Annotated in this window: 17 protein-coding genes; 7 read left to right on the top strand and 10 right to left on the bottom strand. The window is 34.9% G+C overall.

Features of this window, described 5'->3' with window-relative positions; genetic code table 11:
• Nucleotides 1–77 precede the first annotated feature (77 nt).
• The gene (locus Ana3638_RS13440; RefSeq protein WP_161838482.1) at nucleotides 78–1,250 is read right to left on the bottom strand and encodes a helix-turn-helix domain-containing protein; all 1,173 of its coding nucleotides are present in this window, start codon (nucleotides 1,248–1,250) and stop codon (nucleotides 78–80) included.
• A 352-nt stretch (nucleotides 1,251–1,602) separates the two neighbouring features.
• On the opposite strand from Ana3638_RS13440, the gene Ana3638_RS13435 reads away from it, so the two are divergent.
• On the top strand, nucleotides 1,603–1,896 hold the full coding sequence (locus Ana3638_RS13435) for a hypothetical protein (RefSeq protein ID WP_161838481.1): 294 nt from the start codon (nucleotides 1,603–1,605) through the stop codon (nucleotides 1,894–1,896).
• Between the two features lie 184 nt (nucleotides 1,897–2,080).
• Entirely contained in the window at nucleotides 2,081–3,931 is a 1,851-nt protein-coding gene (locus Ana3638_RS13430; RefSeq protein ID WP_161838480.1) for a right-handed parallel beta-helix repeat-containing protein, read from the top strand.
• Nucleotides 3,932–4,009: 78 nt separating this feature from the next.
• On the opposite strand, the gene Ana3638_RS13425 is transcribed toward Ana3638_RS13430, so the two are convergent.
• Nucleotides 4,010–6,025 (bottom strand): putative bifunctional diguanylate cyclase/phosphodiesterase, encoded by a 2,016-nt coding sequence (locus Ana3638_RS13425; protein ID WP_161838479.1) that lies wholly within the window; start codon nucleotides 6,023–6,025, stop codon nucleotides 4,010–4,012.
• 162 nt (nucleotides 6,026–6,187) lie between these two features.
• Here Ana3638_RS13425 and Ana3638_RS26790 point away from each other — a divergent pair, with 162 nt between their 5' ends.
• On the top strand, nucleotides 6,188–6,277 hold the full coding sequence (locus Ana3638_RS26790) for an NUDIX domain-containing protein (RefSeq protein WP_161840555.1): 90 nt from the start codon (nucleotides 6,188–6,190) through the stop codon (nucleotides 6,275–6,277).
• An 82-nt stretch (nucleotides 6,278–6,359) separates the two neighbouring features.
• The gene (locus Ana3638_RS25740) at nucleotides 6,360–6,482 is read left to right on the top strand and encodes an NUDIX hydrolase (protein ID WP_281352825.1); all 123 of its coding nucleotides are present in this window, start codon (nucleotides 6,360–6,362) and stop codon (nucleotides 6,480–6,482) included.
• Between the two features lie 43 nt (nucleotides 6,483–6,525).
• On the opposite strand, the gene Ana3638_RS13415 is transcribed toward Ana3638_RS25740, so the two are convergent.
• Together Ana3638_RS13415 and Ana3638_RS13410 are read right to left on the bottom strand one after the other, a co-directional pair.
• Entirely contained in the window at nucleotides 6,526–8,535 is a 2,010-nt protein-coding gene (locus Ana3638_RS13415) for an FAD-dependent oxidoreductase (protein ID WP_161838478.1), read from the bottom strand.
• A 300-nt stretch (nucleotides 8,536–8,835) separates the two neighbouring features.
• Nucleotides 8,836–9,642: a MerR family transcriptional regulator gene (locus Ana3638_RS13410; protein WP_161838477.1), complete on the bottom strand. Its 807-nt coding sequence runs from the start codon at nucleotides 9,640–9,642 to the stop codon at nucleotides 8,836–8,838.
• Nucleotides 9,643–10,040: 398 nt separating this feature from the next.
• Here Ana3638_RS13410 and Ana3638_RS13405 point away from each other — a divergent pair, with 398 nt between their 5' ends.
• The gene (locus Ana3638_RS13405) at nucleotides 10,041–11,210 is read left to right on the top strand and encodes an MFS transporter (protein WP_161838476.1); all 1,170 of its coding nucleotides are present in this window, start codon (nucleotides 10,041–10,043) and stop codon (nucleotides 11,208–11,210) included.
• Between the two features lie 121 nt (nucleotides 11,211–11,331).
• Here Ana3638_RS13405 and Ana3638_RS13400 read toward each other — a convergent pair whose 3' ends face one another.
• Together Ana3638_RS13400 and Ana3638_RS13395 are read right to left on the bottom strand one after the other, a co-directional pair.
• Nucleotides 11,332–12,195, bottom strand: coding sequence for a lipase family protein (locus tag Ana3638_RS13400; RefSeq protein ID WP_161838475.1), 864 nt, complete (start codon nucleotides 12,193–12,195; stop codon nucleotides 11,332–11,334).
• A gap of 110 nt (nucleotides 12,196–12,305) precedes the next feature.
• Nucleotides 12,306–13,010 carry a hypothetical protein gene (locus Ana3638_RS13395; protein WP_161838474.1) on the bottom strand — a complete coding sequence of 235 codons (705 nt, stop codon included), beginning with the start codon at nucleotides 13,008–13,010 and terminating at the stop codon, nucleotides 12,306–12,308.
• Nucleotides 13,011–13,388: 378 nt separating this feature from the next.
• Here Ana3638_RS13395 and Ana3638_RS13390 point away from each other — a divergent pair, with 378 nt between their 5' ends.
• Complete coding sequence (locus Ana3638_RS13390; protein ID WP_161838473.1) at nucleotides 13,389–15,266, top strand: right-handed parallel beta-helix repeat-containing protein; 1,878 nt, start codon at nucleotides 13,389–13,391, stop codon at nucleotides 15,264–15,266.
• A gap of 216 nt (nucleotides 15,267–15,482) precedes the next feature.
• On the opposite strand, the gene Ana3638_RS13385 is transcribed toward Ana3638_RS13390, so the two are convergent.
• The 4 genes from Ana3638_RS13385 to Ana3638_RS13370 form a co-directional block, all read right to left on the bottom strand.
• Nucleotides 15,483–16,358 (bottom strand): AEC family transporter, encoded by an 876-nt coding sequence (locus Ana3638_RS13385; RefSeq protein ID WP_330587563.1) that lies wholly within the window; start codon nucleotides 16,356–16,358, stop codon nucleotides 15,483–15,485.
• Between the two features lie 114 nt (nucleotides 16,359–16,472).
• The gene (locus tag Ana3638_RS13380) at nucleotides 16,473–18,455 is read right to left on the bottom strand and encodes an alpha-glucuronidase family glycosyl hydrolase (protein ID WP_161838472.1); all 1,983 of its coding nucleotides are present in this window, start codon (nucleotides 18,453–18,455) and stop codon (nucleotides 16,473–16,475) included.
• A 160-nt stretch (nucleotides 18,456–18,615) separates the two neighbouring features.
• A complete protein-coding gene (gene yfcE / locus Ana3638_RS13375; RefSeq protein ID WP_161838471.1) occupies nucleotides 18,616–19,146 on the bottom strand; it encodes a phosphodiesterase in 531 nt (176 codons plus the stop codon).
• 85 nt (nucleotides 19,147–19,231) lie between these two features.
• Nucleotides 19,232–20,125, bottom strand: coding sequence for a LysR substrate-binding domain-containing protein (locus Ana3638_RS13370; protein WP_161838470.1), 894 nt, complete (start codon nucleotides 20,123–20,125; stop codon nucleotides 19,232–19,234).
• Between the two features lie 222 nt (nucleotides 20,126–20,347).
• Between Ana3638_RS13370 and Ana3638_RS25735 the strand changes: the two genes are divergently transcribed.
• On the top strand, nucleotides 20,348–20,476 hold the full coding sequence (locus tag Ana3638_RS25735; RefSeq protein ID WP_281352824.1) for a hypothetical protein: 129 nt from the start codon (nucleotides 20,348–20,350) through the stop codon (nucleotides 20,474–20,476).
• Nucleotides 20,477–20,491 lie beyond the last annotated feature (15 nt).

The following is a 20,491-nucleotide window of genomic DNA, read 5'->3' as shown; positions in this document are numbered from 1 at the left end:
GGAAAAGAAAAAGAAGTTGGGAAAATTTTAAAAAAAAATAGAGCCTTAGCTCTATTTTTTCATCTATATATAAGAAATTAATTATCCTGAGTTAAAAACGCATAGAGATATTCCGTTACCTCAAGAGCTTCTTTATATCTACGGTTTGCTTTATATGTTTCGATTAAAAAATCACCGTAATATTTAGTGTTAGAAAATATGTTATGTTTTTTAGACTGCTTGTAAATTGCAGACAGCTGATTGATATAACTTTTTTGATGGATATAATCCTCTTCTTCCACCATTATCTTAATAAGCTCGTTTACAGACTCAAAATGGTTGATATCGATTGCTTTCTTATAATAATCTTTTGCTTTTTCCATTTGATTATATCTGACATACAAGAAGCAAAGTTTTTGATATATCTTTTCCAACCCATCCTTTTCATCAGCGGGACAAGTTTCAATAGCTTTTTGCAGATTATCTTCCGCTTTCGTGAAATTCTTCGCCGTATAAGCAATTCCAATATGATAATGCAATAAGTAATCCATGGAATCGTCTTTCACTAATTTTGATAATAAAAGAACTTTCTCATAATATTTCTCCATGGTAGGTAAATGAAAATCCATATAGATATGTCCGAGTATTAAGCAGATAATCATCTGAAGCTTAATATATCCCTTGGAATAAGCTAAATTAAGTGACTCCAGTAATAATTCTATGGCTTCATAATATTTACCTTCCTGCCATTTTACATAACCCATACCATATAACACTTCAGGTGCATATTTTAATTTTTTTGCCTCAAAAAGCAGATTCATATCACCATATACTAATCCGGCAAAATAGTATGCCTTATAAAGCTGTTCTGTATCCATATATTCTTTCAAGTTTAAAATCTGTGTACTATCTTTCGGTTTTTCACTCAGCTCAAAAAGTTGATAATCTATGTAAAGTGGCGAATTCAGATATTTTTCTTTCTCACTTTTTATTTCTATGATTTTTTTATAATCCACAGGTAATCCGGTATATTGGGACTGATAAAGCTTCTCAAACTCCTCCTTACCCTCTTTTATAAATACTTCGTCCTGATAAAATTCAATATGCAAACGCTTAAAAAGCATTTTAATTATATCATCACTTGGTATAATGCTTCCTTTTTCTATTTTAGAAAGATAGGAAACAGCGCAGATACCTTTGCATAAATACTCCTGTTTAAACCCCATTTTTTCCCTATTCATTTTTATTTGCAGACCTGTTATATTTTTCATAACCTCTCCTAATTGTAATTCTTTATCATCCAAAAACTCCCATTGTTTTCTTAAATAGTTAGTTAATTTTATTGTAATACATTGTTAATTACATGACAATTCCCTGTTTAAAATATCTCTGCTTTTTTATATCTTTATAAATCACGATTCTAATTATTCTTATGCTAAAAAGTAATGTAGAATACAAGCATAGTAGAATTGGCAGAAAACAAATCGTTTAAGCAATTATGATTGTAAATTTTTGGAAAGGTTGTATAATAAAAGTATACAATAAAACCTAATTAGGATTGCGTGTAAAAAGCCAATTTTAAATTATGGTTCATTCTGCTTATGAAAGGAGTTATGTAATGCTATGCCTATTAATGATTTTATGACCTGGAATTTTCTCGGCACAATGGCCGGAGCAGTCGCCGCCACAACTTTAATAGTACAGTTTTTAAAGATTCCTTTGGATAAAGTATGGAAAATACATACACGATATGTGGTTTATTTCATCGCATTTTTTCTATTATTTTTTGTAGAATTATTTACGGGAAAATTAAACTTCCAACGTACTATACTTATTATGCTTAATGCAGTCATCGTCACAATGGCTTCAATGGGTACATACGAAGTAACCTTTAAACAAACTGAGAGTAAAAATTAAGAATTGATAAGGGGCAGTTGCAAAATAGTCAAAGTTATATTTTGAATTTTGCAGCAGCCCCTTTTTCTAATAAAACTAACAATATATACCTCTTTAAAATTATCCCATTGTGTTTACAATTAAATTATAATACGGTAGACTAAAATATGATAAGACCTTTAAGCCAGCAAAGAAGGGATGACTTATGAAAAAGAAAAAACTATATCCAGCCTTAATAATTCTATTAATACCATTAATAATATTTATTTACAGTCAGATATATGTAAATGCAATAACCGGTAAAGATAAAGTAGTAACCGCACATGCGGGGGATAATGCATCTGATTTGCAAAGACTCCTGGATTATAATAAGTATAATACGTATCATTTAACAGTAAAAATCCCTGCAGGTAATTACGAACTAAGTAAAGAATTAAGGATTTACAGTAATACTACCATTATTGCTGATCCCAATGCCCAATTATTAAAAAACCATCAAAGAGGCGGCATACTGGCAAACGATTTAACCAATGACAAAGGTGGTTATACTACCACGGAGAATATCAGTGTTATCGGAGGTATCTGGGATTCCTATAAAATTGCTAACAAGGATAAAGGTACGGAAAGCTTTCGTTTTATCCATGCAACTAATGTTACAATTAAAGATGCTACCATCTGCAACGTACCAACCGGCAGCCACCTCATTACTTTCGGAGGCGTAAAAAACGGTGTGGTAGACAACTGCACTTTATATGGATATACTGGTACCACACCAAAAGAAGCGATACAAATCGATATTGTCCATAATGATACCATACTTCCGTCCATGCAGTCAAAAATACTGGTTTATGATGATCTGCCCTGTAATGGAATTACTGTTACTAATTGTGATATCCACAATTATCCAAGAGCAATCGGTTCTCATACTTCCGTAAAGGGAGTTTTTCATAAAAATATTAGAATCTCTGATAATAATCTGCATGATCTGGCAGAAGCTGCCATAAAGGCTTTTAATTATGTTAATCTAGAAATCAGTAATAATACTATAAAAAATTCCGGTATCGGTATATTAGTTTATACTTATATAAATAATCAGTACTATCTGGAAGCTTTAAGCAAAACACAAAAAGAACCGCTTCCCGATAATTATAATATTCTAATTAAAAATAATACGATACAAACTATTAAAGAAATACCATCAGGTACCGGACCATTATGGGGAGACGGTATCCGTACGATAGGTAATGAAGAACGGCCATTATCCGGAGTAACCATATCCAATAATACAGTAAGCGGTACCGACCGTTACGGAATGTTCTTAGAGGGAACATCCAATTGTAAAATTACTAATAATAATGTTACTCTCACAGGCAAAAACGGAATTTATCTTATAAACGGCTGTGATTCCTCTCAAATCATAAGTAATTCGGTAACAAAAAACGGTAAAAAAGATAGTAACGCAGGCGGAATCGGCTTATCTGCCTCCTCGTATATTACTATCTCCAAAAACAAAGTTTCTTCTCCCTGTAAAAACGGTATATTCTTATATAACCAAAGCCGTAAAAGTATTATAACCGGTAATATTATTTCATCTGCCGGAGATAATGGGATTGCCTTATACCAGCAGAGTAATGATTCCAATATTACCGGTAATAAAATATCCGGTTACAAACGTTATGGTATTTATGCTTATCAAATTGGTTCCGCTACAATGATTGATAATGAAATTAATGGTTCAACTAAAGTAAAAAGTGATGACGGAATTCATATAACCGGTGATAAAAGTTCAGATAAACCATTTATATTAAAGAAAAACTATGTGAAAACTACGAACAGGAACGGAATTTATGTAAATACAGCCCCGGAATGTTATGTAGGCGGTAATACAATCTTGAGTACAATTAATTATGGTATCTATATTGGTTCCGGAAGTTACGGAAGTAAAATCTATCATAACAATATTACGAATGCCGGAAACTTAGGGCCTTTAAAAAACGGCATCGGTTTGGCCAAAGAAATAAGTGCAGATGTAGATAAAAATAAATTGAACCCTTAAACGGAGCTTGAACTCCGACTGAAACAAGTAAGTCCCCCTCTTACGCTTCGCTATGAAGCGGGGGACTTACTTGTAAGGTTAAAATACTATACTTTCGATTGGAACAGGACGGCTTAAAAGAAATCCCTGACCTGTCTGGCATTTATACTTTTTCAAAAATTCCAATTGTCCTTCCGTTTCAATCCCCTCAGCAACCACTTCATAGTTTAAATCCAGGGCAAGATATAGAATTGATTTAATAATCATGGCATCTTTTCCGTCTTCTTCAATACTTTGAATAAAACTCCGATCCAGTTTGACTATATCAATGGGTAGTTCTTTTAAATGAGTTAAGGAGGAATAACCGGTACCAAAGTCATCTAAGGCAATTTTAACGCCAAGATCTCTTAGTTTTTTTAATCTGTTTACTGCAAAATGAATATCCGAAATGATTGCAGTTTCCGTTATCTCCACAATGATATGGGAATAGTCCACATCATAAGATAGAAATATCTTTTCTAAATTATTAAAGTTAATATCACTGCATAATGACTTGCTGGATAAATTAATGGATATGGTCATGTCATAGTTTCCCATAGTTTCAAAAATCTTTTTTTGCCGCAGGGAAGATTCAATAATCCAATATTCAATCTCGTATATTTGACCGGTTTCTTCAGCAATTGGTATAAACTTTGAGGGCGGAATAAATTTATTATCATGTATCCAGCGGACAAGTACTTCAAGACCGGTTATCTTACCGGTTTCAAGATTGTACTGAGGCTGATAATTCAATATCAGTTCACTGTTATCCAAAGCATATTTTAACTTGTTAGCCAACTTGTTGTTTTCCGCATATAACTGCATAATATCTTCCGAATAAAAAACATAACGCCCTTTTCCTTCTCTTTTTGCTTTAAACATTGCAATATCAGCATTTCGGAATAAAGTTATAAGATCGCTGCAATCTTTAGGATATATTGATACACCGGTACTTACCGTTAGGAAAAATTCGTGGTTCTCAATTTCCCACGACTTTCCGAAGTCATTCGTTAATATTTGTAATTCTCTTTCAATATCTTCTTGATTGGCAAATGGATAGATAATCGCAAATTCATCACCGCAAAGTCTTGCTATTCTCTGATTGCATTTAATCGTGTTTCTTAGCTTATCAGCAAGATATTGCAGGAATTTATCACCGGCAGTATGTCCCAGTGTATCATTTACCTGCTTAAAGTTATCAATATCCATATAAATCAGAGCAAATTCTTCATTATTCTGAATCCGCTTTTTCGCTTCTTCTTCAATCATGTTACGGTTATACAACCCTGTTAAATTATCATAATAAGCGGCTTCTTTTAATTTTTCCTCTAATAACTTCCGTTCCGTTATGTCTGTACCAACTGATAAAATTTCTGTATTTTTATTATATTTTAATAAACCGCTGTTCCATATAATATCAAGCCTTCTTTTATCATGTGTAATAAACTGGCTTTCATGGTTTTTTATATGATTTCCTTTTCGTATCAGTTCATAAACCTCTACCATTTCAGATTTATTTTCGCCGGAAAGAAAATCCCTCCAGTTTCTGCCGATAATCTCTTCTTCACAGTAACCAAATAACTCCAGGGCATAGGGATTAAGTCTTTTTATAATTCCGTTTTCATCCCAGGTTCCCATTATTACATGAGACTCTGTAAAAATTTTTTCGTTAAAAACTTTCTGGTCCGAGAGTTCTCTTTCCATAGATACAAGTTCACTGCAGGTATTCTGTAATTCTTCATAGATACGGTTTAAATCCGATAAAGCTTTTTTCATACGTACCGAACGCTGTTTTACCAATAAAAACAAAACAATAACATTAATAATTACATAAAACCATCCTTTATAAGTTTGAGCTTGCTGATAATGTTTTGCATCTCTAAAAAATTTGATTAATACTTCATCCGATAGAATTACCCAAAGAAATCCTATTGTCCCATAAATACTCGCAATAAAGCAAGCATCTTTAATAGGAAAAATATTATAATTTTTATTCTTTTGGTTTCTATCTGGTTCATCCCCGTCAGTTCGTTTAGTAGGTACATTATTATCCTTAATTTTTAATATTCTCCTCACTAATTTACCCCTCTTCTGTGTAATATTTGCCTTACACCTTAGTGAATTACCATACTATTTGATTTACATTATACGCTTTAATTTTCCATTTTTCAACTTAATCCGACTTATTTTTTAATGATTTTAAAAGGTAAATTCTTCTATTTTTCATTTTTTGTATAACTGCTCAGATGGCGGGAGTTTCCTGGTGGAAATATAGAATCAGGGGAAACATCTGAGGACGCACTTATAAGAGAAATAGAAGAAGAATGACAAATAGAAGTAATACCTGAAAATTCAATAACAAGAGTAGAATATGATTCCCCCCTTTTCATCTTACCATGGATATATTTTTATGCACATAAAAAGAGGCATCATTACACTTATGGAGCATAATGATGCCAAATGGTTAAGTAAGGATGAATCGGATACCCTGAACTGGCTTCCCGCTGATTTATACGTGATAAAACTTTTATAGGCTAATCCATTTTAGTATATCCTCATAAAACCTTATTTAGTTGTTATTTCTCATCCAATGCATAGTCAGCCGCATTTCCGCCGCCAAGCCGTCCTGATGTAAAGGAATATCCGATACCGACTCCATTTCCAACATAGGTATCGTTAAATAAAACTCCTTCCGATTCGAGACCAACTGCAAATAAACCTTTGATCGGCACTCGCTTGTCATCTAATACTTTAAAGTCTTTATTAACCAGTAGTCCGCCTACGGAACCTAAATTATTAATTTCCGCAATAACTGCATAATACGGACCTTCTTCACCCATAGAGAATAAATAATCCGCACTTTTGCCAAATTCCGTGTCAACTCCGGTTTTTACGGCTTCCATATAATTATTATATTCTTCCGTGAAAGTTTCTACATCCATTCCTGCATTTTTGGCCAACTCCTCGATCGTATCTCCCTTATAGCCGTCTCCGTTTTTAACCATAGCATCAAATACTTTCTGGGCATCCGTCCATGGATTATCTAAAGTAAATTGATCCTTAAAATCTTCATAAAATTCCGGGGGCATACCGGGCAGCTGAGGCGCTTTCACACCGCTCATACCTTTTTTGTTCAAAAGGTCCAGCTGAGCTTTGGATACGATAACCAAATGATAAGGCCCGTTAAAAGCGCTTGTATTTGCTGCAGCTACTGCTGTCAAAGTGGCTGCTTCATCTCTGAATCTTGCTCCGGACGGGCCAACATTCATAAAATTAGGCAGATAAGCAGTCATAAGAGGATAACTTGCTTTAAAGGAATCAAATTCTTTCTTAAGATCAGCTGTAGCTCTTGCAAGAGTCTGATGCAGCATCTGACCGCCGATATTATCCGGTACTTTTGCCCCTACCGCCCAAGCCATTTTTAATCCTTCTCCGATGTTTTGTCCTAAACCACCGTTCACTCCTTCAAATCCAAATAACTCTTTCACCATTTCTGCATTCGCTGCATAACCACCGGTTGCCATTATTACACTTTTTGCGGTTATTTCCAATGTTGTTCCGTCTGCTTTTTCTGCACTGACACCAACAACATCGCCGGAATCATTGGTTAATAATTTTTTACCCGTAGTTTCGGTAAGAACTTCTCCTCCGCCTTTCACAACTGATTCACTTAACATATTCTTAAGTAATTTTTGACGGTCTTCATACGGAGGTAGCAGATGAAGCTGTTCCCCTCCGAAATTCATGAAAGTGGTCTGGTACCCCTTATCAGCAAGCCAATCATAGGTCTCTCCCGATTTGGTGACATATTGCCTTATGGTAGCTGCATCAACTCTCCAGTGATTATTGGCAATCCAATTGGCAATTTCTTTTTCCACTTCAACTTTAACACCATTATCCAGTGCAGCGGAGGAATTATAAAATTTTCCTGCCCAGGATAAATTACTTGCGCCTCCGATAACAGCTGTTTTTTCAATAATAATTACTTTTGCTCCTTTATCAGCTGCTGTCACTGCTGCGGATACACCGGAAGCTCCGGCACCGATAACCACCACATCTGCTGACATTTTCTCAACTTTGCCTTCATTTTCTTTCGTTACTATGTTTGATTTTAAGGCATCCACATCCCCGTTTGCCTGTCTTACAGCATCTTCGATTGCTGCCAGTAAGCCATTACTGGATTCAGTTGCACCTGATACCGCATCCACAGCTAAAGTCTGTCCCTCTAAGACTTTACCTTTGATTGTAATTAGTGCATCATCGCCTAATCCTGCGGTTTCCGTCTGACTTAATATCTTAATATCGGTAATCTTTGTATCACTAAAGGTAACTTCTACTTGGATTAGCCCGTCCTTTCCCTGCGCTTTTGCTTTGTAGGTTCCTGCTTTATATTTCTGTGTTATAATACTGTCTGTACTTTCTGAATTGCTTGAAGTTGTATCTTCTGCACTGTTTTCCGTATTATTGGTATTTACATTAGACGTTTCCTGGTCTGATATTTTTTGCTTACATCCTCCTAACAGCAGCACAAACAAAGATAGACATACTGCCATTACAATAAGTTTATTCCATTTTTTCCTTTTCATGAATTCCCTCCATAAGACTTTTGATTGTTAAAGTGCTAAACTACTTGCTAAACTATAAATATTACGAATAACACTGAAATATATTGCTATATAAGCCTTCTATAACCAGTTTATTTTTTCTCCTTTCCTTACAATCTATCGTAAGTACTTATAGTAAGCCTCTCATAACTTACAGTTGTATCATAAACCTTGGTGTAACACCAAAGTCAATAGTTTGTTAAATAACAAACTATGAAAGACACAATAAAGTAAAGAAGTTTAAAAGATACAAGCCTATGCGAGAATTCTATTTTACATTTATTAAATTACAGGTATATATACTTCCAGATAAAACCGCCTTTCTGTTCCTTTATTTTCAGCAGTAAGGATTCTGCCAAAAATATCACCGTTTACCGTATACTGCTTTTCTTTAATATAGGAAAACATAAACTCCAGGGAATCTCTTTTCATATACTCGCCGGTGGAAATTATAACGGAAGAGATATAACTGTTTGGTTTTATATATTCCGTTGACTCATCTATTTTAATATTTAATTTCCGAATATCATCATCAAATAATGCCAGTCCCCAGTTATAATCAAAGGAAGTACCCTCTGTTAAAATATCCTGATTATTTATGCGAAAGGAGAAAAAAGTAAAAGGTAATAATTTCATCCATTCCTCCACTTTATTTGTTAAGGTTACATCTTTTAACAGGTCATTTTTGTCGGTCTGCCTAAGCCGATATATTCCCGGCAGATCTTTTCTTAAGCAAAGGTTCCGCTTGTTTTTTGCCTCCACGAGATCTGTTGCTATTTCCTTCATTTTGTTTAACAGCATAGTTTTTACTCTGATCTCCTCATCTAACTCCCTTTGTTTTGCCTGGATCGTATCCATTATATCGGAAAGGGAAGCCTTTCTGGTCAGATAGGAAGCTTCCTGAATCGGTATATCCAAACTTCGGTACCAACGGCTCATCAGCAGATTTCTTGCATCCATATCATTAAAATATCGATAGTTATTCTTTTTATCTTTAAACGGTTTAATAATTTCATATTTTTCATAAAATCTTAAAGTATCTGCGGTTACTCCCAGTAATTCCGCGAATTCACTAATGGTATATTTCATATTACTCCCATTGTATAACACCTCTGCCCACAGATGTGTTACTGCCACTTATAAAAAGGGTGAAAGAATCCATATGCGGCATACCTTTCTTATACTATATTTTCTTTCACACTATCGCAACATAGGCCGCACGCCGGCCGCTAATATTGCATGAAAATCAGGAGAAATATAATAAAGTCCTCTGATTTTATTATCATATTTCTATACGAATGCCCATGCCTTATAGGTATAAATCCCAAACAATAGCTGCAGTCTTTGCATGGCGAAACCCTGAGAAATATGTATTTCCTACTATATTTTATACATTTTAGCTCTTCCGGTCAAATGAAACTAAATTCCTTGTCTTTTTTTACTTAAGGTACTATAATTTCATTATTATATTTACTTGGAGGTAATTTATGGGATACGGAACAAAAAAACAACAAGGTCTGTTACTCACCGCAGTCGTTTTATTCTGGTTTGCACAGTATGTATACATACCTTTTCAGACTACTTATCTTACTGCTAGAGAAGTATCCGAAGCTTATATTGGAGGAATCCTTGGGGCTTATGGTATTGCCCAGTTGGTTATGCGGATTCCGGTCGGTGTTATGGCAGATTCCATCGGCAGGCATAGAGGATTTATCCTTGCCGGTACCATTGCAGCAGGGCTGGCTTCCGTAATCAGGATTAATATGCCGGGAGGCAACGGTTTTTTTATTGCCAACTTATTCTCCGGGTTTGCTTCTGCTATGTGGATTTCATTTATGGTTCTTTATACCGGATTTTTTCCTGCAGCAGAACAGCAGAAAGCAACCAGCCGGATTATCCTGTTTAATAATCTTGGCATACTTTTGGGCTTTATCAGCAGTACATATCTTTATAAAATCTTTGGAATGTCTTTCTTGTGTTTACTTAGTACCTTTTCTGCTTTTGCAGGAACAATCATATCGTTACCGCTTTGTGATTCCAAAGAAAAGCAACATCCAGCCGGCTCTCCCTTAAAAACATTAAAAGTATGCCTGAATAAACGACTTATCCTGTTTGCCTGCCTGGCTCTTATACAACAGGGGATCCAGATGTCCACAACCATGTCATTTACAATACAGATCTTAAAAGACCTTGGTGCATCCTCGATCCTTATAGGTTTATCTTCCATTATTTATATGTTGTCAGCTGTAGGTTTTTCCGGTCTGGCATCCTTTTCATGGTTTTCAAAAAAGGGCCCGGCATTCCTGATTCCGGTTGTTTTTACCCTGCTGGCAGTTTATTGTTTCCTAATTCCTACAATACGACCTGTTCCTATCCTTTTATTCCTGCAAATACTACCGGGCCTGGCAACAGGAATATTATTCTCATACCTTACATCGGAAGCAATGAAAGGTATCGCACCTGGTGTAAAATCTACGGCAATGGGATTTTATCAGGCCGTTTATGCTATAGGTATGACCCTGGTTCCTGTCTTTACCGGTAATTTTGTACATATGTTTTCAATGAAATCTGCTTATTTCATACTTGCCGGTTTCGCTTTTATGGGAAGTATGATAGCCGTATGTTATTATCATATGACGGCATTAACTTCTGAATAAGAAAATGTTGTTCGTCAGAACCAAAGACTGAATCGTCTCGATTATAAAATAATATCATTTGGTTTTTCGTAATAATCAAATGAATGTGCATCATAAAATATCTCATATTCCCCGCCTCTTATTACCTGCTCGATTGCACAGAAGGAATTAAGTTTTTCTTCTGAATTATTGTAGGTATACCAGGGAAGTCTTCCATAAATTTCTCTTGGTTTATAGATACATATCCCTGTTCCCACCGATGCATAAGCAGGAAATATAAGCAGGGGGATAGAATTTCATATAGAATTCCCATCCTTGGAATTAATTCTAATTCCTGCCTCGATAAGGATAAATGACTTACAATATCTAAGAAAGATTCATACCGGTAATGAGTAATCCTATAGTCTTTTCTAAATTCATTATCTCCGGCTCTCGGAGCACCAAAAGTGTAAACTATAATCCTATTTTGAACATATTTTTGTAAAATTTTTGCCATAATGGCAGCCATTGCACCACCCTTGCTGTGACCAGTTATGTATATGACAGGTGGTATGTTATTCTTTTTTACTTCCGAAACCAGATCCAAGGTTTTTCTTATAAGTAAGTCCTGTATACTTTGAACCGAATTGAAAAAACCCATGTGTACGCTGCCTTTACCATAAGGAGAAAAAGAGACCGGAACAGCCAGAAAATTATTAAGCCAATCCAAGAAACTTCCTATTTCCGTATCATTTCCATTCGTTCCCCTGAAAGAAATAATAATACCGGATTTGGAGATACCAACCAACCCCGCATTAATATTTTCAACTCCTCCGGAAAAGGAATAGACATCCCCGACAAATCCTGCCCTCTGATAACTGTTATCCTCTACATCACCGATCTTATAATCAATTCTGGTCTTATAATCTATTGGTAGATTGCCATCAACTATACTGTAAGCCAGTCTACAAGCTGCCCATAAGCACTTTTTCATCAGATTATTACCTGTTATTTTTCTGTCAACCATAATTTTCCCCCTAACGCCCACACTTTATGGGCATAATTCCTGAAGAATAGCCGTCTTTGCTATTCTTTTGCCTCGCATCTTTACGCGGGACTATTCCCCTAAGCTTTCCTCTATTGATAATACCCTGTTAGCGTAATCCTTGCCCCTGCTCCTGAAAACGAAATGTTAGAAATATACCCTGCCACAATTAAAGAAACTTTCTGTTTTATTTCAAAAGTATAAGTAACGGACTCTGTATCATATAATTCCATCCAGTCTACCATACCATTTTTATGAATTTCACCGTTAGAAATCAGTGTAAACAGACATCCCGTACTTTTATCCTTATGCCCCTCTATGTATATCTCACATTTGTCCCAAAGTTGGTTGTCATCTAAGAATAAATTATCTATACTGCTTCTGTTATCCGTATCCGTTTCCCAGGTGGCCGTACTGCTTTTATATTGACCTTGGGGATCATATGTACAGGTAACATAAATACTCCCTCCTGCGGTAAAGAAACCATCACTTTTAAGCTGTCCTGTCACATCGATGCATTCAGCTTTACCAATACTTCTCTCCAGAACTTTGATCTCATTTTCCAGTAAACTGAATTCTTCATAAGCAATTATTTTATTTCCGGCTTTTATCATAATGGAAAATTCCTGAAATTTCATAGTCCCTCTCACTACCACTACACAGGATTCCCACTTCTTATCCCCCTTGAAATGCAAATGATTGACGTAACTCACATCTTTCGTCTTATCCGCCCAGTATGCATTTTCCGCTTTATGTACTGCTCCCTGTTCTTTTTCACCATTAAATTCCTGGTCCACTATACTTACTCCTTAAGAATTTTCTTACTGGTTTATACCTTATTTGGTTTATAATATGCTTCATAAGAAACAGGAATTCTAAAAAAATTATTACGAATCATACTTAAAATTAAAAACTTTACGAATGAAAGAAAACCTTTCTTATGAAAAATTTGGATAATTGCAAAGCAAAATTGTACTTCATACACATTAACTTTAAATTACTTTAACAGGTAATAAATACTATCTTAATTTTTTATAGTTTATATTTACATTAAAGTAATAATAAGGTAAACTAATATGTAATCAATGACATAAATAGATATTTTAAGACAAAATATCATATTATGTCATAAAAAAAGAAAATGGCAACTTGCAGTGATACGAGAGGGATTAAAAATGAACAAAAAATTTTTCTATTGTTTTATACTATTAACTTCAGTTTTTCTTTTATTTCAACAAACAAAACAGGCAAAAGCAGCTGGTAAAGAAATGGTAGTTTCGGCAGAAGCAGGTGCTACTTCGGCTGATCTTCAAAAATTACTTGATTATAATAAAGACGGATCGTATGATCTGACTGTAACTATACCTGCAGGAACGTATGACCTTAGAAGTGAACTAATTATTTACAGTAACACGACAATTAATGCCGACCCAAACGCAAAATTAAATAAAAACCATGAAAAAGGCTCCATCATAACCAATGATTTAAGCAAGGATGAGGGCGGTTATACTACTACGGAGAATGTTACCATAACAGGCGGTATCTGGGATTCTGTCAGCATTTCCAGAATGAATAAGGGAACGGAAAGTTTTCGGTTTATTCATGCTTCCAATATTACGATTAAGGATGCTACCATCTGCAATGTTCCTAATGGCAGTCATTTGATTACTTTTGCAGGAGTAAAGAATAGCCTTGTGGATAATTGCAAATTATACGGTTATGTTGGTACTATGGCCAAAGAAGCAATACAGCTTGATATCGTTCACGACAAAACTATTGTACCATCCATGCAGGCCGCCAGTATTAAGTATGATGATTTAGCCTGTGACGGAATTCGGATAACTAATTGCGATATTCATGACTATCCAAGAGCTATCGGTTCCCACATATCTATAAAAGGCGTTTTTCATAAGAACATTAAAATAACTAACAATAATTTACATAACCTGAGAGAAGCAGCTATCAAACTATATAATTACCAAAATGTTGAAATAAGTAATAATACAATAAGTAATTCAAGCGTTGGTGTTCTGGTTTATACTTATCTTAGTAATCAAAGTGCCCATTATCTGCCTGCATTGAAAGATACGAAAAAGGAACCTCTTCCAACGAACTATAATATTGTAATTAAAAATAATATATTTTATCATATATTACAGCTTAAAACCGGTGCTTCCTATTCCTGGGGTGAAGCTATCCGTACTATAGGTGTTGCTTCCAGGCCTTTATATGGAGTAACGATTAAAAACAATACCATCGCAGATGTTGAACGGTATGGCATCCTAATGCAGCAGTCACCAAGCTGTTTCGTTACCGATAATACTATAAAATCTACATCAAACAGCGGTATTTATCTCATCAATGATTGTAACTATTCCGAAATTTCAGGTAATAAACTGGTGCAATCGGGTAATTTAAAAAACTCTCCGGCAGGAGGAATTGGGTTATCTGCTTCCAGTAACGTATCCGTATCCAATAATACAATTTCTTCACCTGCCAAGGATGGAATTTATCTGTATAATAACAGTGATACCTGTTCTATTACCAATAATACGATTACCCAGGCTAAAAATAACGGTATAGCGTTATACAGTGAATGTAATGAATCTTCCATCATGAACAATATAATTAAAGATTATAATAAATTTGGTATATATACCTCAAAGATTAATTCCATCATAGTAACTTCCAACGAAATTTATGGAAAGTTGGGCCGAAGCCAGGATGGAATCCATCTGACAGGCAATAATGAAGCCACCAGTAATTATGCTTTAGAAAACAATTATATTGAAACAACAAAACGATATGGAATTTTTATTGATAGTGCACTAAATTGCTATGTGGGAAGTAATACTATTTCGAATACTGCAAAAAACGCAGTTTATGTGACCGACAATAGTGACGGCAGCGGGACAATTTATGATGAATCGGAGGATATTGATGATTCTGAGTATATAGAAGATTCTGAAGATTCTGAGTATACAGAGGATTCTGAAGACTCCACTTATGAATATGAAGATATCCAAACCGAAGATGATATGCAGGCTTTATAAACGGAAGAAACACGTTTTAAGTTTCTCCGGTTCGCGTACCCGTTTGAATTATTGCAAGTAAGCTTGCTGATTCTAGCTTTGCTTTTACGGGAACTAAAAAATGGCTGCCAAAAATTCTTAGAGTATAAACTTGCGAATGGTCAAGTTAAGTATACGAAAAGATTTTTTGGCAGCCACTTCTATTTTATATGATAAGACACCATAAAGGTATTGTTATCAGAGAAAGTAAAGTAGTAAATACCACACATTTGGTGGCAAAATAGAATCCCCCTCATACTTGGCTGCCAATATGGCAGTTGTACTTCCTGCAGGCATCCCGGCTAAAAGAACAGATACTCCTGTTAACAGGGAACTGATCTGAAATACTCTTAAGGCGGCAAAAACCATTAATGGTATCAATATCAGACGGATAAAAGCATAATATACCGTTGTTTTGTTCATTATTGTTTTAATATTTACTTCTGCTAAGATGGTACCGATTAATATCATGGATAAGGTAGTCGTACAGCCACTTATATTTTTTATGGTATTTTCCATAAAAACCGGCAGAGGTATCTGAAATATCATAATCAAAAGGCCTATGTATACTGCAACGATACAAGGATGTGTGACTACCTTTTTTATTACGGTTTTTCTATCCGGGCTTTCCGTAAAGTAAGAGACACCTGCAGACCACATAACAATTCTCTGCGGTATTAAATAAATAGAGGCCAATAACAGGCCACTGGAACCGAATACCCCTTCCGCAATAGGATTTCCCATAAAACCCGCATTGGAACATACCGTTCCGTATTGCAGTACTTTCTTAATCCCCGGTGTTTGCCTGTTATACAAAGTATTGCTAAGTATCAGGCAGCCGAATTGTATTAAGCAGGAAATCAGAAGTATAATGATAAAATTTTTTAATACTTCCAGATTAAATTCAATAAAAAAAGAATTTATAATATTGCAGGGAAGTACTAAATAAATGACTAAATCAGTCAGAATTGCCGTTCCCTGTTTGGGAAGAACATCCACTTTCCTTAATATTACTCCCACCGCAACCAATAAAAACAGCATTCCCTGTAAATTAATCAAATTACTAAATTCCATTATAGTTCCCCCTTAGACGCCTTATATTAGTGACATACTTTTATTGTAACTGAAAAATAACTATAATGGAAATACATCATTTTGGCAAGCATACATTTATTTTTATAACCTAAATTAAAAAATCTCCCTATTCTTATCATCCGGTATCGCTGACTTCCTATAGAAATAAGAACAGATTATATCTCTCCATTCTTTGGAGTGTTCAAGCTGGTATTCCAATCTTTTAAGAACCCGTTGGTATACACTGTCTTCTATGTAATCTATTAATTCTATCCACATCTTAAGCATAACCTCTACTTCCTCCACACCCTCAAAATGTGCATCATAGATATGTTGTATTAAGGTTTTTCCGTTTGTTAATCGGTGGGTATACTTTACATAATGGAAAAATAACAGTAATTCCTCCGGGCAGTTTTCAACCGTTTCATAATTTAAGGCATTGGGATTATGGTATTGAGCTGCATACCCGGTACCTTTGGTACTTCTATCCACCCCTAAGCCAAAGTGGTCTGCCCGATGGTATGTTCCCCATCTGTCGTATTCATATCCATCTACATTTGGGCCATAGTGGCTGTGTGGATTAACCATCCATCCGATTCCTAAAGGAGAAGTGTAATTTTCATATGCCGGCCAGGAGATCATTAATATATCCCTTATATTTTTTTGTACTTTAGGATGAGTACCAAATGTCATGGCTATCCATTCTCCCGCTATCTTCTCGGAAGATAGACCGGTATCAAAGCTAAGCCTTCCAAAGCCATAAAAATTAGCTGCTGCCAAATCATGTCCAAACCAGTTATCGTCATCTCCGGTGTTAGCAACTGCTGCCATACCGCAATTCGTCCATCCATAAGTCTTTCCGCTTACTATGTCACTAACTTTATCCCTGTTATTTTCACAATAAGTTCTAAAGTTTAGTACCTCTTTAAACATGGGAATTAAATAACATACATGTCTTTGCTGACCGGTATATTCTTGTGCAATCTGTACTTCCAGCATTTGATTGGTCTGCTTCATTCCCCCGAATAATGGGGAAACCGGTTCTCTAACCTGAAAATCCATAGGACCATTCTTAATCTGCAGAATTACATTACCGGCAAATGTCCCGTCAAGCGGCTTAAAATGGTCATACCCTGCCCTGGCGCGATCTGTTTTTTTATCTCTCCAATCCTGTTCACAGTTATACACAAAACATCTCCATATGATAATCCCGCCATATGGTTCTATGGTTTCAGCAAGCATATTAGCTCCATCCGCGTGAGTTCTTCCATATGTGAATGGCCCGGGTCTTCCCTCTGAATCCGCCTTAATTAAGAACCCGCCAAATCCGGGAAGTTCCTGATAGACTTCATTTAATTTATCTTTCCACCAGTTCTTTACTTCTGTAGAAAGAGGATCAGCTGAATTAAGATTACCAAGTTCTATAGGTGTTGCAAAATTTAAACTTAAATAAAGCTTGATACCGTAGGAAGCAAAAATTCTCTGTATCTCCTTTAGCTGTTTAAAATACTTTTTGCTTATTAATTCCGTTGCATGGTTTTTCACATTTACATTGTTCAGTACTACTCCGTTAATACCTACGGAAGCCGCTAAGCGTGCGTAATCTTTTATTCTTTTGTCTACAATTATTTCGTTATCCTGAAAGAAAAATGACTTTCCGGAATATCCTCTTTCAATGGAGCCGTCCATATTGTCCCAATGATTTATCATTCTTAAGGGATTATCCGGTACCTTTATTTCTTCCATATTTTCTGCCCGATATCCGCACTGTAATAGGCGGATCATCTGAAAAGCACCATATAAGATACCCGATGATGAATTTGCCTCAATAACAAATGCTTTACCGGAGGGATAAATATGATATCCTTCTTTACCCAATTCATCTTTTTTGGATAATTTAAGCAGTATACCCTCCCTGGATTCCCCTTTTTCATAAGGCAAATAAATCCCAAACATGTCCCTAACTGCTGATGTTATCTCCTCTGCCGCCGATTGGATGATACTATCCTCATACTCAACATGTATAGCAGTAAGAAACTTTAGAAAATCTTTCTCAGAGATTTTATGATAATGTAACCATGCCATCTCATATGCCATAATAACCCCTCCTGTTTTTATTGATTGAAACAGGTTAATTGAGTTATGTCATTCTTGTTCCTCAATTGCCTGCCATATTAATTAATCAGGATTATTATACAGCATTTGAATGACACTCTCTTCTTGAATTTTGCTTTTCACCTATCACATATTGCCTTCATTATATTTTGTATGGTTTACCATCAAGATCTTTCCATACAAATTCTTCTTCCAATATAATATAGCTATGGGCACTGTTATCCTTCGGTATGGATACTGAGCCAGGGTTGATATAAATATAATCTCCCATATCTTCATATTTCGGGATGTGGGTATGTCCGTTTAACAGAATATCACCTTTTTTTAACATAGGTTTGTCCGTCTGATTAAACTTATGTCCATGAGTTGCATAGATCATACGGCAGCCCAGATAAAGAATACAATATTCTGCCATGATAGGAAATTCCAGAACCATCTGATCCACTTCCGTATCACAGTTACCTCTTACACATAATAACTCTTCCTTTATGCCATTAAGCATTTCAATCACCTTTTTGGGTTCATACTCTTTCGGCAGATCATTTCTTGGTCCATGATATAACAAGTCTCCTAATAAAAGCAGTTTATCTGCCTGTTCACGTTTATATGCTTCAATCATTTTACCGCAATAATAAGCTGAACCATGTATATCCGATGCAATCATTAATTTCATACTTCAATCCTTTCAAACCGCAGACCTGACTGTGGTAATTTTAAATTAGATCACCCAAATAATTAATCTCACTTAGGTTTTTACATTAATAAGAGTTACATACTAACTCTAATACTTCCATAAATTTCTTTACGGTTACTGATAAGTATTTGTTCTTATTATATATAAGACTATAAGGATAATCTATAGTAACATCTTTTATTTTCAATTCCTTAATAAGACCCATTTTAATCTCCGATCTAACAGAATAATAAGGCATCAGTGCAAGTCCCAAGTCAGCATAAATAGCAGATTTTATTGCATCTATGCTTCCAAAATACATACTTATATTTTCCGGTAAATTAAATTCTTCCATAATATTTTTATAATACGTATATAATTGGGAAGTTTTACTATGAACTACAAAGCTAAAACCTTTCAAATCCTCTTTTTCGATATATTTCTTTTCACATAATAGGTTATCCGGTGAAGCTACAAAAATCAATTTGTCGTGAATTAATTCTTCTGCGTAAATATTGGAATTGTAAACACAGCTGCCTCCGTTTACTGCTACATCTAGGGTTCCGTTTTCAATTAATTTGGTTATTTCTGACGTGTCAGCTACATGAAGGTTAACCGTCACCGCAGGATATCTTCTCTTCATTTCTCCTATAACTTTTGGCAAAATATAGGTTCCTGGTGTGTTACTTCCACCAAGATTAATGATTCCTCCAATTTCTTTCTTCTGCTTTAATATATCAAATTCCATTTCATCTATGATGTGAAAGATTTTTTTCGTATACTCATAAAGCATATCCCCTTCTTCAGTTAAGTATATTTGATTGCCCATTTTATAAAAAAGTTTCAAATCAATTTGGATTTCTAATTTCTTGACCTGAATAGATAGCGCCGGTTGACTTATATGAAGAATTTCCGATGCCTTTTTAAAACTTTTATATTGTGCCACCGTATTAAATATTTTAAGATAATGTAATTCCATAAATGTTCACCCTATGAAAATATTTTGTAACTTTCTTGTTAATTTTTTGTCATTGTATTCCAAATAATAACTTTTATTTATCTGACCGTTTTATAATATATATTAGTATTGTATTTATATTCATAGTATAATTATCATGACGTAATTTTTATTTTAATAAGCAATTGGGAAACGTTTCTCAATTACCTATTTTTATTTTAGCAACGAAAGGAGATAGTTATTATGACAGCTGCAATATTAATACCATTAAAAGTATTTGGTCTTGGTTTTGTTATTTCTATGGGTATTTCTGTTTTAATTAAGGTTCTATTGGATGCAATAAAAATGTTTTCCAAAGATTCACAAAACTGATCTTATAATTTAAAT

This window comes from Anaerocolumna sedimenticola, from assembly GCF_009931695.1.
GTDB classification, from domain to species: domain Bacteria; phylum Bacillota; class Clostridia; order Lachnospirales; family Lachnospiraceae; genus Anaerocolumna; species Anaerocolumna sedimenticola.
This window is presented reverse-complemented; position numbering and strand designations above follow the sequence as displayed.